The organism is Streptomyces sp. NPDC096048 (assembly GCF_044763415.1).
Lineage (GTDB): Bacteria > Actinomycetota > Actinomycetes > Streptomycetales > Streptomycetaceae > Streptomyces.
Genome location: NZ_JBIWGG010000008.1, coordinates 363,831 through 377,600, shown reverse-complemented (window position 1 = coordinate 377,600; position 13,770 = coordinate 363,831). Strand labels below are relative to the sequence as shown.

Below are 13,770 nucleotides of genomic sequence, written 5' to 3'. Positions count from 1 at the left end.
TCTTCATCTGTTCCTGTATGGTGTGCCGCGTGTCCACCACGCTTGCCCCCACCCCGGTCCCCGCGCCCGTCCGCCGGGCGCCCCGCAGCCGTACCCGCGTCCTCGCCCTGCCCGAGGCCCGCTGGGCGCTGGCGTCCCTCGTCGCGTTCCTGCTGGCGCTCCCCCTCGACCTCGGCGGCGCCCCCGCCTGGACGTACGGCCCGCTCTACGCGGTCGCCTACGCCGCCGGCGGCTGGGAGCCCGCGCTGGAGGGCTTGCGGGCGCTGCGCGGGAAGACGCTGGACGTCGACCTGCTGATGATCGTCGCGGCACTCGGCGCCGCGTCCATCGGGCAGGTCCTCGACGGCGCCCTGCTGATCGTCATCTTCGCCACCTCCGGCGCCCTGGAGGCCCTGGCCACCGCCCGCACCGCCGACTCCGTGCGCGGCCTGCTCGACCTCGCGCCCACCACCGCGACCCGCGTGACCGGGGACCGCGAGGAGACCGTCCCGACCGCCGACCTCGCCGTCGGTGACCTGCTCCTGGTCCGGCCGGGGGAGCGGATCGGTGCCGACGGCTCGGTCGTCGACGGCGCCGGCGAGGTCGACCAGGCCACCATCACCGGCGAGTCCGTCCCCGTCCTCAAGCGCCCCGGCGACGACGTCTTCGCCGGCACCCTCAACGGCACCGGTTCCCTGCGCGTCCGCGTCGACCGCGACCCCGCCGACTCGGTCATCGCCCGCATCGTCACCCTCGTCGAGGAGGCGTCCCGCACCAAGGCGCCGACGCAGCTGTTCATCGAGAAGATCGAGCAGCGCTACGCGGTCGGCATCGTCGCCGCCACCCTCGCGGTCTTCGGCATCCCGCTCGCCTTCGGCGCCGACCTCACGGACGCCCTGCTGCGCGCCATGACCTTCATGATCGTCGCGTCCCCCTGCGCGGTCGTCCTCGCGACCATGCCGCCCCTGCTCTCCGCCATCGCCAACGCCGGCCGGCACGGCGTCCTGGTGAAGTCGGCGGTCGCCATGGAACGCCTCGGCGAGATCGACGCCGCCGCCCTCGACAAGACCGGCACCCTCACCGAGGGCACCCCCGAGGTCACCGCCGTACGGCCACGGCCCGGCTCCGGGCTCGACGAGGACGCCCTCCTCGCCCTCGCCGCCGCGGCCGAGCACCCCAGCGAGCACCCGCTGGCCCGCGCGATCGTGGCCGCCGCCCGCGTGCGAGGCCCGCGCATCGCGTCCGCGGAGGACTTCACCGCGGCTCCGGGGCTCGGCGTCACCGCGGTCGTCGACGGCCACCAGGTGCACGTCGGCCGCGCCCAGCAGCCCGAGGGCGCCGAGACCACCGTCCAGGTCACCCGCGACGGCACCCCTGTCGGCACCCTCGCCCTCACCGACCGCCTCCGCGCCGACGCCGCCCCGGCCGCCGCCGCGCTCACCGCCCTCACCGGCACCGCCCCCACCCTCCTCACCGGCGACAACGCGCCCGCCGCGGCCCGTGTGGCCACCGCGACCGGCATCACCGACGTCCGCGCGGACCTGCTGCCCGAGGGCAAGGTCGAGGCCGTACGAGAACTGGAGCGGGCCGGCCGCAAGGTGCTCTTCGTCGGCGACGGCGTCAACGACGCCCCCGCCCTCGCCGCCGCCCACGCCGGTGTCGCCATGGGCCGCGCCGGCTCCGACCTGGCCCTGGAGACGGCCGACGCGATCGTGGTGCGCGACGAGCTGGCGGCCGTACCCGCCGTCGTACGGCTGTCCCGGCGCGCGCGCCGACTGGTGCTGCAGAACCTGGTCATCGCCGGTACGTTCATCACGGTCCTCGTCCTGTGGGACCTGATCGGGCACCTTCCGCTGCCGCTCGGCGTCGCCGGGCACGAGGGCTCGACCGTGCTGGTCGGCCTCAACGGCCTGCGGCTGCTGCGCGAGTCGGCATGGCGAGCCGGGTGACCGGGGCGACCGGAGCGGTCGGGCCGACCAGGGCGATCCGGCGGAGCGCAGGAAGCGCGACGTCCATGTCGGATTCCCGCCAGCCCCGGCCCGGCCGATGGACCATCCTGGACGCATGCAGACGGGAATGCACACCGACACGGAGCGCTGCGTGCGCGCCGTCCAGTCGAAGGACGCGCGCTTCGACGGCTGGTTCTTCACGGCCGTCCTGACGACCCGCATCTACTGCCGGCCCAGCTGCCCGGTGGTGCCGCCCAAGCCCGAGAACATGACCTTCCACCCGAGCGCGGCGGCCTGTCAGCAGGCCGGGTTCCGGGCGTGCAAACGCTGCCGCCCGGACACCAGCCCCGGCTCGCCCGAGTGGAACCAGCGCGCCGACCTCACGGCCCGCGCCATGCGGCTGATCGCCGACGGCGTCGTGGACCGCGAGGGCGTGCCCGGTCTCGCCGCCCGGCTCGGTTACAGCAGCCGGCAGGTCGAACGCCAGCTCCTCGCCGAGCTGGGCGCCGGTCCGCTGGCGCTCGCCCGCGCGCAGCGCGCCCAGACCGCCCGGCTGCTCATCGAGACGACCCCGCTGCCGATGGCGGAGGTCGCCTTCGCGGCCGGCTTCTCCTCCATCCGCACCTTCAACGACACGGTCCGCGAGGTCTACGCGCTCGCCCCGACCGAACTGCGCGCCCGCGCCCCGAAACGCCCCCTCGCCGGCACCGCCCCCGGCGCCCTCTCCCTCCGCCTCCCGTTCCGCGTACCGCTCAACCCCGACAACCTCTTCGGCCACCTCGCCGCCACCGCCGTACCCGGCGTGGAGGAGTGGCGGGACGGCGCGTACCGGCGCACCCTGCGCCTCCCGTACGGTCACGGCATCGTGGCCCTCACCCCGACCCCCGACCACATCGCCTGCCGCCTCACCCTGAGCGACCTGCGCGATCTGACCGTCGCCATCAGCCGCTGCCGGCGCCTGCTCGACCTGGACGCCGACCCGGCGGCCATCGACGACCAGCTGCGCGCCGACGCGCTGCTCGCGCCGCTGGTCGACAAGGCACCCGGCAGGCGCGTCCCGCGTACCGTCGACGAGGCGGAGTTCGCCGTACGGGCCGTGCTCGGCCAGCAGGTCTCCACCGCCGCCGCCCGCACCCACGCCGCCCGTCTGGTCACGGCACACGGTGACGCGGTCGACGACCCCGAGGGCGGCCTCACCCACCTCTTCCCGTCGGCGACGGCGCTGGCGGCGATGGACCCCGAGACCCTGGCGATGCCCCGCACCCGCCGCACGACCTTCACGACCCTCGTGGCCCACCTGGCCGACGGCTCGCTCAACCTCGGCGTCGAATGCGACTGGGCCGAGACCCGCGCCCGGCTCCTCGCCCTCCCCGGCTTCGGCCCCTGGACCGCCGACGTCATCGCGATGCGGGCCCTCGGCGACCCCGACGCCTTCCTCCCCACCGACCTCGGCATCCGCCGGGCCGCCGGGGAACTGGGACTGCCCTCGACACCGGCGGCGCTCACCGCCCGCGCGGCGGCCTGGCGGCCCTGGCGGGCGTACGCCGTCCAGTACCTGTGGGCCACCGACAACCACCCGATCAACTTCCTGCCCGTGTGAGGACAATGCCGTGGGAACCCTGAAACAGCACACCGTCGTCGACAGCCCGTACGGACTGCTCACCCTCGTCGCCGAGGACGGCGTCCTGTGCGGCCTCTACATGACCGACCAGCGGCACCGCCCGGCGGAGGAGACCTTCGGAACGGCCGACGACGGACCGTTCGCCGAGGCGGAGGAACAGCTGACGGCGTACTTCGCCGGAGACCTGAAGGACTTCACCCTCGACCTGCGCCTGAACGGAACCCCGTTCCAACGCACGGTCTGGGACCAGCTGCGCGAGATCCCGTACGGCGAGACCCGCACCTACGGGGAACTCGCCGACGCCCTCGGCAACCCGGCCGCCTCCCGCGCCGTCGGCCTCGCCAACGGCCGCAACCCGATCGGCATCATCGTGCCCTGCCACCGCGTCATCGGCGCGAGCGGCGGACTCACCGGCTACGGCGGCGGCCTGGAGCGCAAGCAGCGCCTGCTGGACTTCGAACGGGGCTCGGCACTCTTCTAACCACCGCGAACCCCGCGAACACCGCGAATCCCGGGGGAGAAGGGGATCTCCCGCAGAAGCCGGCCGTCGTGCGCGACGCGTACCGCGAAGACCAGGTCGAAGGGCCCCTCACCGGGCTCGCGGACGAAGTCCTCCGCCGCGACGCACCTCACTCACTCGGTGTGCCGACCCGGAGGCGGTTGCCGTCCGGGTCGCGCAGCTCGACCTCGCGTGCCCAGGGCGCCTCCTCGACCCGCACACCGAACTCGGCGGCGACCACGTCGACGTCGGCCACCCGCAGGTACACCAGCGTGTCCGGCCGGGCGTCCCCGGTGTGCTCCGACAGGAACAGCCGCACCCGCCCGCGCGCGACCTCCACGAACGCCGGGAGGCCCGGCTCGAAGCGGTGCTCCCACTGCTCGGCGAAGCCCAGCCGCGCGTACCACCGCACGGCCGTGGCGGCGTCGGCCACGCGCAGGATCGGAATGACCTCCTCGTCCACGGACTCAGTCATCCTCTGCCGTCCCTTCCGGCGCTCAGCCCGCGCAGCAGCTCGGGCAGGGCGTTCCCGATCGGTTCCCGGACGACCTCGTCGGCGAGGTCGTCGTACGGGGTCGGTTCGGCGTTGACGATGATCAGACGGGCGCCGTGGTCGGCGGCGACGCCGGCCAGTCCGGCCGCGGGCTGCACCTGGAGGCTGGTACCGACGGCGACGAACACCTGGCACGCCTTGCTGATGGCGGCCGCCTCGCCGAGCACCATGGGGTCGAGCCGCTCGCCGAACATCACGGTCGCCGATTTCAGGATGCCACCGCACTCCAGGCACGGCGGGTCGTCCTCGCCGGCCTCGACCCGGGCGAGCGCGTCCTCCATCGGCCCCCGGGCGTGGCAGCCGGTGCACACGTAGCTCCGCGCCGTCCCGTGCAGTTCGAGGACCTTGCGGGCGGGCAGCCCGGCGAGCTGGTGCAGACCGTCGACATTCTGCGTGATCACCCGGACCGGCACCCCGAACCGCTCCAGCTCCGCCACCGCCCGGTGCGCCGCGTTCGGCCGGGCCCGCAGCGCCTGGTTCCCGCGCCGCATCCGCCAGGAGCGGCGCCGGATCTCCGGATCGCCCATGTAGTACTCGTACGTGACGAGCTTCTCGGCCTCCGGATCGCGCCGCCACAGCCCGTTCGGCCCGCGGTAGTCGGGGATGCCGGAGTCCGTCGAGACGCCGGCACCGCTCAGGATGGCGACAAGGGGCTTGCTGGTCATGCGGTCGAGGGTAGGACGCCGGTGTGCGCCCGGCGAAGGGTTATCGGTCGACCCGGAGGCCGTTCTCCAGCTCGGCCGCTCCGGACCCGTCCGCCAGCACGTCCAGTGCGGCCAGCACCCGGCCGCGCAGCGCGTCGAGCAGGTGATCGCCCAGCTCCTCGCGCGGCACCAGCCGCCAGGACAGCAGCTCCTCCTCCTGCAACCGGATCACCTTGAGGTCGTCCTCGGTCAGGATCCCGCCGTCGTACAGGTACGCCACGATCGGCGGCCGGCCCGGACCGCGCGCCCAGTCCACCGCCAGCAGCCGGCCCAGCCGGACGTCCAGCCCGATCTCCTCCAGAGTCTCCCGCCGGGCGCCCTGCCGCGGGGTCTCCCCGTCCTCGGACTCGATGGTCCCGCCGGGCAGCGTCCACCCCTCGCGGTAACTGGGCTCGACGAGCAGCACCCGCCCCTCGGCGTCGCGGAAGAGAGCGGCGGCACCGGCGAGGACGCGGGGGAGCCCGGCGATGTAGGTGGCGTAGTCCTGAGTGGTCATCCCGAAAGCGTAACGAGCCCCGCCCCCGCCCCAGCCGTTCCAGGGAGCGGGCAGGGCATGACGGCGTGGCCGTCCTCCGGTTATGGTCGCAGCGGCGCGACTGCCTTGACGTGCGCAAGGCTCGAAGAGCAAGGGGAGAGCAAGGTGGCTGACGCTGCAGTGGACGGGACCCGCCGGGTGCTCGTCGCCGCGGACAAGTTCAAGGGGTCGCTGACGGCCGTCGAGGTGGCCGAGCGGGTGACGGCCGGACTGCGCCGCATCGTGCCGGACCTCGCCGTCGAGGCGCTGCCCGTGGCCGACGGCGGCGACGGCACCGTGGCCGCGGCGGTCGCGGCCGGGTTCGAGCGCCGGGAGGTGCGGGTCGCCGGACCCCTCGGCGACCGGGTGACGGCCGCGTTCGCGTTGCGCGGCGACACCGCGGTGGTGGAGATGGCCGAGGCCAGTGGCCTGCAGCTGCTGCCCGCCGACGGCCTCGCGCCGCTGACCGCGTCCACGCACGGCTCGGGCGAGCTGCTGCGCGCCGCGCTGGACGCGGGGGCGCGGACGATCGTGTTCGGAGTCGGGGGCAGCGCGACCACCGACGGCGGCGCCGGGATGCTGGCGGCGCTGGGCGCGCGGTTCGTGGGCGAAGACGGGGAGCCGGTCGCGCCGGGCGGGGGCGGCCTCGCCGGCCTGGCCTCGGCCGACCTGTCCGAACTGGACCCGCGGCTCTCCGCCGTCGAGCTGGTGCTCGCGAGCGACGTCGACAATCCGCTGACCGGCCCGAAGGGCGCCCCGGCGGTCTACGGACCGCAGAAGGGGGCCTCCCCGGCGGACGTGGAGGCCCTGGACGCGGCCCTCGCGCACTTCGCGAAGGTGCTGGAGGAGACGGAGACCGTGGGCGCTAGGGCGGCCGAGTACGCCGCCTCGCCGGGCGCGGGCGCCGCGGGCGGCATCGGGTTCGGCGCGATGCTCCTCGGGGCGCGCTTCCGGCCCGGCATCGAGGTGATGCTGGACGTGCTCGGCTTCGCGCCGGCGCTGGAGCGGGCGGACCTGGTGATCACGGGCGAGGGCTCGCTGGACGAGCAGACCCTGCACGGGAAGGCCCCGGCCGGTGTCGCCGCGGCGGCGCGGGCCGCGGGCAAGGAGGTCGTCGCGGTGTGCGGACGGCTGGCGCTGCCGGCGGAGGCGCTGGGGCGTGCGGGGATCCGGCGGGCGTATCCGCTGACGGATGTGGAGCCGGACGTGGCGAAGTGCATCGCGGACGCGGGGCCGATCCTGGAGCGGGTGGCGGAGGGCATCGCGCGGGACTTCCTGACGTAGGGGAGTTCCGCCCCGGCCGCCCCTTCCCGTACCCGACCCTGGGAGCTCCGCCCCCAGACCCCCGTTCGGCCTGAACGGCCTCGTCCTCAAACGCCGGACGGGCTGGGGGCTGTTTCGGCACCTTTGAAGCCCACCGAGTCGGGCGGTGGGTGGGCATAGGCCGGGGGTCTGGGGGCAAAGCCCCCAGCAAGGCCCACACCGGCGCCGGACGCGTACAAACACAAGGGCCCCGGACCCAACCCGGGTCCGGGGCCCTTCAAGACGCCGTCACGGCAGTTGCGCCGCCCGCGCCTCCCGCCGGTTGTCCCTGAAGTTGTTCACCCTGCGAGCGGTGGCGAACAGCGGAATCACCGCGCCCATCACCAGCTGCAGCGCACACCCCGTCTGCAACAGCAGCTGTCCGCTCGGCGCGTCGAAGGCCCAGCCGGCCAGCAGTCCCATCGACAGGACGATCCACGCGAGCATCGCCACCGCGAGGCGCCCCCGCGGCTTCGGGTACTCGACCCGGCTCACCATGAGCCACGCCGTGCCGAGGATGGCCAGGAGCGTCGCCACGAAGGGCAGCTCCAGCAGCACGATCGACACCACCGTCAGCGCCCCGAACGGCGACGGCATGCCCTGGAAGGTGCCGTCCTTGACGGTGACGCAGGAGAACCGCGCAAGCCGCAGCACCACCGCCAGCAGCACCACGATCGCGCCCACCGCCGCCACTCGCTGGTACGCGTCGTCCGCGACCATGCCGTAGACGAGGACGAAGTACGCCGGCGCCAGCCCGAAGCTGATCAGGTCGGAGAGGTTGTCCAGCTCGGCGCCCATCGGCGAGCTGCGCAGCTTGCGCGCGACCAGGCCGTCGCACAGGTCGAAGATCGCCGCGAGCAGCATCAGGATGACCGCGGTGGCCGCGCTGTGCCGGGCCATGCCCGACTCGTCGCTGCCCATGAGGTGCGGGATCAGGATGCCGGTGGTGGTGAAGTACACCGCCATGAAGCCGCACGTGGCGTTGCCGAGCGTGAGCGTGTCCGCTATCGACAGGCGGAGCGAGAGGGGCATCTCCTCCTCGTCGTCCACCTCGTCGGCCTCGGGCACCCACCCGGCCTGGGTCTGTGGATCAATCACGGTCAATTCGAGTCACCCCAGCCACCGTCTTCTGACCCACCTCGACATCCACCTCGACGCCCTCCGGCAGGTACAGGTCGACGCGCGAGCCGAAGCGGATCAGCCCGACCCGGTCGCCCTGCTCGACCTTCGTGCCCTGCGGCACGTAGGGCACGATGCGGCGGGCCACCGCGCCGGCGATCTGGATCATCTCGATGTCGCCGAGCTCGGTGTCGAAGTGCCACACCACCCGCTCGTTGTTCTCGCTCTCCTTGTTGAAGGCGGGAACGAAGCCACCGGGAACGTGCTCGACGGACGTCACCGTGCCCGACAGGGGCGCACGGTTGACGTGGACGTTGAGCGGGCTCATGAAGATCGCGACGCGGGTACGGCCGTCCTTCCACGGCATGATGCTCTGCACCACACCGTCGGCGGGCGAGACGACCCGGCCCTGGGTGATCTCGCGCTCGGGGTCGCGGAAGAACCACAGCATCCCCGCCGCGAGCGCGGTGGCGGGGACGGCGACGGCCTTGGCGGCGCCGGAACGGCGGGCACGGAGGAGGCTGACGGCTGCGGTGGCGACGGTCGGCAGAAGCCACGGCGATGCTCCGCGCGCGAGGCGTACGCCGGCCAGGCTGTCGCGAGATGCAGAGGTTTGGCTGTGGGGCATGGATGACCTTCGTAGCGGATGATGCCGCACACTGACGGGGGACGGCGGCTTTCCGGCGATCGTAGCGGCTCTCCGCCGCAACTGGGTAAGCCAGGAAGCCGAGTCGGCGGCCGAACACTGCCTACGGGGTGTGACCTTCTTCTCCAAGAAAACACCCCGTATCCGGACATCTAACCCTGGAATCGATACTCTTCGAGCAGTCGGCGGCCGATGATCATTTTCTGGATCTCGGCGGTGCCTTCACCGATCAGGAGCATCGGGGCCTCTCGGTAGAGGCGCTCGATCTCGTACTCCTTGGAGAAGCCGTAACCGCCGTGGATCCGGAAGGCGTCCTCCACGACCTCTTTGCAGTACTCGGAGGCGAGGTACTTGGCCATACCCGCTTCCAGGTCGTTTCGTTCGCCCGAGTCCTTTTTGCGTGCAGCGTTCACCATCATCGCATGCGCCGCCTCCACCTTGGTAGCCATCTCCGCCAGCTTGAACTGAATGGCCTGGTGCTGGGCGATCTGCTTGCCGAAAGTGTGACGCTGCTGGGCGTACCGGACGCCCAGCTCGAAGGCACGCTGGGCGACGCCGCAGCCACGGGCCGCGACGTTGACGCGGCCGACCTCCACGCCGTCCATCATTTGGTAAAAACCTCGGCCGGTGGTGCCGCCGAGCACCCGATCGGCCGGAACGCGCAGGTCGTCCATGATGAGCTCGGTGGTGTCGACACCCTTGTAGCCCATCTTGTCGATCTTGCCGGGGATGGTCAGCCCGGGGCGGACCTCGCCGAAGCCGGGCTCCTTCTCCACCAGGAAGGTCGTCATCGACTTGTGCGGCGCCGAACCGTCCGGGTGACCCTCGTCACTCTTCACCAGAACGGCCACCAGAGACGACGTACCGCCGTTCGTCAGCCACATCTTCTGGCCGTTCAGGACGTACTCGTCGCCGTCCTTCACCGCCTTCGAGGAGATCGCCGAGACGTCCGAGCCCAGCGCCGGCTCCGACATCGAGAAGGCGCCCCGGATGTCGCCCGCGGCCATACGGGGCAGGAAGTGGTCCTTCTGCTCCCGCGTGCCGTGCTGCTTGAGCATGTACGCCACGATGAAGTGCGTGTTGATGATGCCGGAGACCGACATCCAGCCGCGGGCGATCTCCTCCACGCACAGGGCGTACGTCAGGAGCGACTCGCCCAGGCCCCCGTACTCCTCGGGAATCATCAGGCCGAACAGGCCCAGTTCCTTGAGCCCGTCGACGATGTCCTGCGGGTACTCGTCCCGGTGCTCCAGCTCGGTGGCGACCGGGATGATCTCCTTGTCCACGAAGTCCCGGACGGTGGAGAGGATCTCCCGCTGGACGTCCGTGAGGCCGTGGGTCTGGGCGAGGCGGCTCATCTACTTCCCCTGTTCCTTCAGCTCGGGCCGGCCGGGCTGCTCGCCGCCGCGCTCCTTGATGTACGTCTCGGTGGGCACCATCACCTTGCGGCGGAAGACGCAGACCAGCGTGCCGTCCTGCTTGTAGCCCTTGGTCTCGACGTGGACGATGCCGCGGTCGTTCTTCGACTTGGACGGCCACTTGTCGAGCACGGTCGTCTGGCCGTACAGGGTGTCGCCGTGGAAGGTCGGTGCCACGTGCTTGAGCGACTCGATCTCCAGGTTGGCGATCGCCTTGCCCGAGATGTCCGGCACCGACATGCCCAGCAGGAGGGAGTAGATGTAGTTCCCGACCACCACGTTCTTGCCGAAGTCCGTCGTCTTCTCGGCGTAGTTGGTGTCCATGTGGAGCGGGTGGTGGTTCATGGTGAGGAGGCAGAACAGGTGGTCGTCGTACTCCGTGACCGTCTTGCCCGGCCAGTGCTTGTACGTCGCCCCGACCTCGAACTCCTCGTAGGTGCGTCCGAACTGCATGACCGTCACGCCTCCGGGATCTCGAACTTGCTGGTGCGCCGCATACCGGCGGCGCGTCCCTTGCCCGCGACGACCAGGGCCATCTTGCGGCTGGCCTCGTCGATCATCTCGTCGCCGAGCATCGCGGAGCCCTTCTTGCCGCCCGCCTCGGACGTGCAGTACTCGTACGCGTCCAGGATCAGCTCGGCGTGGTCGTAGTCCTCCTGGGACGGCGAGAAGATCTCGTTCGACGCCTCGACCTGACCCGGGTGCAGCACCCACTTGCCGTCGAAGCCGAGCGCGGCGGCGCGCTGCGCGACCTCGCGGTAGCCGTCGACGTTGCGGATCTGGAGGTAGGGGCCGTCGATCGCCTGGAGGTTGTTGGCGCGGGCGGCCATCAGGATCTTCATCAGGATGTAGTGGTAGGCGTCCGCCGGGTAGCCGGGCGGCTGCTCGCCCACGACCAGCGACTTCATGTTGATGGACGCCATGAAGTCGGCCGGGCCGAAGATGATGGTCTCCACGCGCGGTGAGGCCTGTGCGATCTCGTTGACGTTGTTCAGGCCCTGCGCGTTCTCGATCTGCGCCTCGATGCCGATGCGGCCGACCTCGAAGCCCATCGTCTTCTCGATCTGGGTGAGGAGGAGGTCGAGCGCGACGACCTGCTGGGCGTCCTGGACCTTCGGCAGCATGATGCAGTCGAGGTTCGGGCCGGCGCCCTCGACCACCGTCACCACGTCCCGGTACGTCCACTCGGTCGTCCAGTCGTTGACGCGCACGACGCGGGTCTTGCCGGTCCAGTCGCCCTCGTTGAGGAACTTGACGATGGTGTGCCGCGCCTCCGGCTTGGCGAGCGGCGCGCAGGCGTCCTCCAGGTCGAGGAAGACCTGGTCGGCCGGGAGACCCTGGGCCTTCTCCAGGAAGCGGGGGTTGCTTCCGGGCACCGCCAGACAGGAACGCCGGGGGCGCAGGCGGTTGACCTGGGGAGCGGGGCTGGTCATACGGGGACCTCCAGGGGGTCGAGCTTGTTCGCGGTGCGGATCTCGTCGACGATGCGGCCGATGATTCCGGTGATGTCGAAGTCCTTCGGTGTGAAGACCGCGGCCACTCCCGCGGCCCGCAGCTGTTCGGCGTCACCGTTCGGGATGATGCCACCGGCGATCACCGGAATATCTGTGGCACCGGCCACATGCAGCCGTTCCAGTACGTCCGGCACCAGCTGGGCGTGCGAGCCGGAGAGGATGGACAGGCCCACCGCGTGCACGTCCTCGGCCAGGGCGGCGTCCACGATCTGCTCCGGGGTGAGCCGGATGCCCTGGTAGACCACCTCGAACCCGGCGTCGCGGGCCCGCACGGCGATCTGCTCCGCGCCGTTGGAATGGCCGTCCAGGCCGGGCTTGCCGACCAGGAAGCGCAGCTTGCCGACGCCCAGGTCCTTGGCGGTCAGGTCCACCTTGCGGCGCACCTGGGACAGCGCCGAGCCCTCCTCGGCGGGGATCGCGACCGGGGCCGACGAGACACCGGTCGGCGCCCGGAACTCACCGAACACCTCGCGCAGCGCCCCGGCCCACTCCCCGGTCGTGACTCCGGCGCGGGCGCACTCCAGGGTGGCCTCCATGAGGTTGTCGGTGCCCTTGGCGGCCTCCTTCAGCCTCTCCAGCGCCTTGCAGGGGCGCGGGTGGTTGAAGGGCGGCTGGTAGCGGGTGTCGCGCCAGTTCTGGAGCGAGGCGATGACGCGGGCCTCCACCGCCGGGTCGACCGTCTGGATCGCGGTGTCCAGGTCGGCGGTCAGCGGGTTCGGCTCGGTGCCCTCGAAGGCGTTGACACCGATGATCTTCTCCTGGCCCGACTCGATCCGGGCCCGGCGCTCGGCGTGCGAGGCGACCAGCTGCGACTTGAGGTAGCCGGACTCGACGGCCGCCATCGCGCCGCCCATCTCCTGGATGCGCTCGATCTCGGCGAGCGACTCCTCGACCAGCTCGTCCACCTTCGCCTCGACCACCTTCGAGCCCTCGAAGAGGTCGCCGTACTCCAGCAGGTCGCTCTCGTACGCCAGAACCTGCTGGATGCGCAGCGACCACTGCTGGTCCCAGGGCCGGGGCAGGCCCAGCGCCTCGTTCCAGGCCGGCAGCTGCACGGCACGTGCGCGTGCGTCCTTGGAGAGGGTGACGGCCAGCATCTCCAGCACGATCCGCTGGACGTTGTTCTCGGGCTGGGCCTCCGTCAGCCCCAGGGAGTTGACCTGGACGCCGTAGCGGAAGCGGCGGTGCTTGGGGTCCTCGATGCCGTACCGCTCGCGGGTGACGCGGTCCCAGATGCGGCCGAAGGCGCGCATCTTGCACATCTCCTCGACGAAGCGGACGCCCGCGTTCACGAAGAAGGAGATGCGGCCGACGACATCGCCCATGCGCTCCTCGGGCACCTGGCCGCCGTCGCGCACGGCGTCCAGCACGGCGATCGCGGTGGACATCGCGTACGCGATCTCCTGGACCGGCGTGGCGCCCGCCTCCTGCAGGTGGTAGCTGCAGATATTGATCGGGTTCCACTTCGGGAGGTGGGAGACCGTGTACGCGATCATGTCCGTGGTCAGGCGGAGGGACGGGCCCGGCGGGAAGACGTGCGTCCCCCGGGACAGGTACTCCTTGACGATGTCGTTCTGGGTCGTGCCCTGGAGCTTGGTGACGTCCGCGCCCTGCTCCTCGGCGACGACCTGGTAGAGCGCCAGCAGCCACATGGCCGTGGCGTTGATGGTCATCGAGGTGTTCATCTGCTCCAGGGGGATGTCCTGGAACAGCCGGCGCATGTCACCCAGGTGCGCGACCGGCACCCCGACCCGGCCCACCTCGCCGCGGGCGAGGACGTGGTCGGAGTCGTAGCCGGTCTGGGTCGGCAGGTCGAACGCGACCGACAGACCCGTCTGGCCCTTGGCGAGGTTGCGCCGGTACAGCTCGTTGGACGCCTCGGCCGTGGAGTGGCCGGCGTAGGTGCGCATGAGCCACGGCCGGTCCTTCTGACGCTCAGTCATGTGTGGCCT

Annotated in this window: 13 protein-coding genes; 4 read left to right on the top strand and 9 right to left on the bottom strand. The window is 71.6% G+C overall.

Translation table 11 applies throughout. The features are described from left to right. Positions 1 to 17: 17 nt before the first annotated feature. From ACIQ6R_RS23995 to ACIQ6R_RS23985, 3 genes are all read left to right on the top strand, one after another. Positions 18 to 1,928 (top strand): heavy metal translocating P-type ATPase, encoded by a 1,911-nt coding sequence (locus ACIQ6R_RS23995; protein WP_404223247.1) that lies wholly within the window; start codon positions 18 to 20, stop codon positions 1,926 to 1,928. A gap of 115 nt (positions 1,929 to 2,043) precedes the next feature. Next, a complete protein-coding gene (locus ACIQ6R_RS23990) occupies positions 2,044 to 3,528 on the top strand; it encodes an AlkA N-terminal domain-containing protein (protein ID WP_404223245.1) in 1,485 nt (494 codons plus the stop codon). A 19-nt stretch (positions 3,529 to 3,547) separates the two neighbouring features. After that, positions 3,548 to 4,030, top strand: coding sequence for a methylated-DNA--[protein]-cysteine S-methyltransferase (locus tag ACIQ6R_RS23985; RefSeq protein ID WP_404172261.1), 483 nt, complete (start codon positions 3,548 to 3,550; stop codon positions 4,028 to 4,030). Positions 4,031 to 4,178: 148 nt separating this feature from the next. Here ACIQ6R_RS23985 and ACIQ6R_RS23980 read toward each other — a convergent pair whose 3' ends face one another. From ACIQ6R_RS23980 to ACIQ6R_RS23970, 3 genes are read right to left on the bottom strand one after another with little or no spacing between them, the layout of a single operon-like run. Beyond that, entirely contained in the window at positions 4,179 to 4,511 is a 333-nt protein-coding gene (locus tag ACIQ6R_RS23980; RefSeq protein ID WP_404172258.1) for a glyoxalase superfamily protein, read from the bottom strand. An 8-nt stretch (positions 4,512 to 4,519) separates the two neighbouring features. Next, entirely contained in the window at positions 4,520 to 5,266 is a 747-nt protein-coding gene (locus ACIQ6R_RS23975; RefSeq protein ID WP_404223243.1) for an SIR2 family NAD-dependent protein deacylase, read from the bottom strand. Between the two features lie 40 nt (positions 5,267 to 5,306). Then, entirely contained in the window at positions 5,307 to 5,801 is a 495-nt protein-coding gene (locus ACIQ6R_RS23970) for an NUDIX domain-containing protein (RefSeq protein WP_404223241.1), read from the bottom strand. Positions 5,802 to 5,960: 159 nt separating this feature from the next. On the opposite strand from ACIQ6R_RS23970, the gene ACIQ6R_RS23965 reads away from it, so the two are divergent. Continuing rightward, positions 5,961 to 7,103 (top strand): glycerate kinase, encoded by a 1,143-nt coding sequence (locus ACIQ6R_RS23965; protein ID WP_404223437.1) that lies wholly within the window; start codon positions 5,961 to 5,963, stop codon positions 7,101 to 7,103. 267 nt (positions 7,104 to 7,370) lie between these two features. On the opposite strand, the gene pssA is transcribed toward ACIQ6R_RS23965, so the two are convergent. The 6 genes from pssA to ACIQ6R_RS23935 all read right to left on the bottom strand — a co-directional run bounded on the left by pssA (position 7,371) and on the right by ACIQ6R_RS23935 (position 13,761). Beyond that, positions 7,371 to 8,189, bottom strand: a complete 819-nt coding sequence (gene pssA / locus ACIQ6R_RS23960) for a CDP-diacylglycerol--serine O-phosphatidyltransferase (RefSeq protein WP_375905305.1) — start codon at positions 8,187 to 8,189, stop codon at positions 7,371 to 7,373. 22 nt (positions 8,190 to 8,211) lie between these two features. Continuing rightward, the gene (locus tag ACIQ6R_RS23955; RefSeq protein ID WP_404171496.1) at positions 8,212 to 8,868 is read right to left on the bottom strand and encodes a phosphatidylserine decarboxylase; all 657 of its coding nucleotides are present in this window, start codon (positions 8,866 to 8,868) and stop codon (positions 8,212 to 8,214) included. A gap of 170 nt (positions 8,869 to 9,038) precedes the next feature. Then, positions 9,039 to 10,244 (bottom strand): acyl-CoA dehydrogenase family protein, encoded by a 1,206-nt coding sequence (locus tag ACIQ6R_RS23950; protein WP_404171493.1) that lies wholly within the window; start codon positions 10,242 to 10,244, stop codon positions 9,039 to 9,041. Next, entirely contained in the window at positions 10,245 to 10,757 is a 513-nt protein-coding gene (locus tag ACIQ6R_RS23945; protein WP_337305629.1) for a MaoC family dehydratase, read from the bottom strand. A 5-nt stretch (positions 10,758 to 10,762) separates the two neighbouring features. Continuing rightward, a complete protein-coding gene (locus ACIQ6R_RS23940; protein WP_121750015.1) occupies positions 10,763 to 11,737 on the bottom strand; it encodes a CoA ester lyase in 975 nt (324 codons plus the stop codon). Continuing rightward, complete coding sequence (locus ACIQ6R_RS23935) at positions 11,734 to 13,761, bottom strand: protein meaA (protein ID WP_404223239.1); 2,028 nt, start codon at positions 13,759 to 13,761, stop codon at positions 11,734 to 11,736. Before ACIQ6R_RS23935 ends, ACIQ6R_RS23940 begins: the two co-directional genes overlap by 4 nt. Positions 13,762 to 13,770 lie beyond the last annotated feature (9 nt).

Coding starts and splice junctions, on each gene's coding strand:
- ACIQ6R_RS23990 (WP_404223245.1), top strand. CDS start 2,044: ATGCAGACGGGAATGCACACCGACACGGAGCGCTGCGTGCGCGCCGTC.
- ACIQ6R_RS23945 (WP_337305629.1), bottom strand. CDS start 10,757: ATGCAGTTCGGACGCACCTACGAGGAGTTCGAGGTCGGGGCGACGTAC.
- ACIQ6R_RS23995 (WP_404223247.1), top strand. CDS start 18: ATGGTGTGCCGCGTGTCCACCACGCTTGCCCCCACCCCGGTCCCCGCG.
- ACIQ6R_RS23955 (WP_404171496.1), bottom strand. CDS start 8,868: ATGCCCCACAGCCAAACCTCTGCATCTCGCGACAGCCTGGCCGGCGTA.
- ACIQ6R_RS23940 (WP_121750015.1), bottom strand. CDS start 11,737: ATGACCAGCCCCGCTCCCCAGGTCAACCGCCTGCGCCCCCGGCGTTCC.
- ACIQ6R_RS23935 (WP_404223239.1), bottom strand. CDS start 13,761: ATGACTGAGCGTCAGAAGGACCGGCCGTGGCTCATGCGCACCTACGCC.
- ACIQ6R_RS23950 (WP_404171493.1), bottom strand. CDS start 10,244: ATGAGCCGCCTCGCCCAGACCCACGGCCTCACGGACGTCCAGCGGGAG.
- ACIQ6R_RS23975 (WP_404223243.1), bottom strand. CDS start 5,266: ATGACCAGCAAGCCCCTTGTCGCCATCCTGAGCGGTGCCGGCGTCTCG.
- ACIQ6R_RS23970 (WP_404223241.1), bottom strand. CDS start 5,801: ATGACCACTCAGGACTACGCCACCTACATCGCCGGGCTCCCCCGCGTC.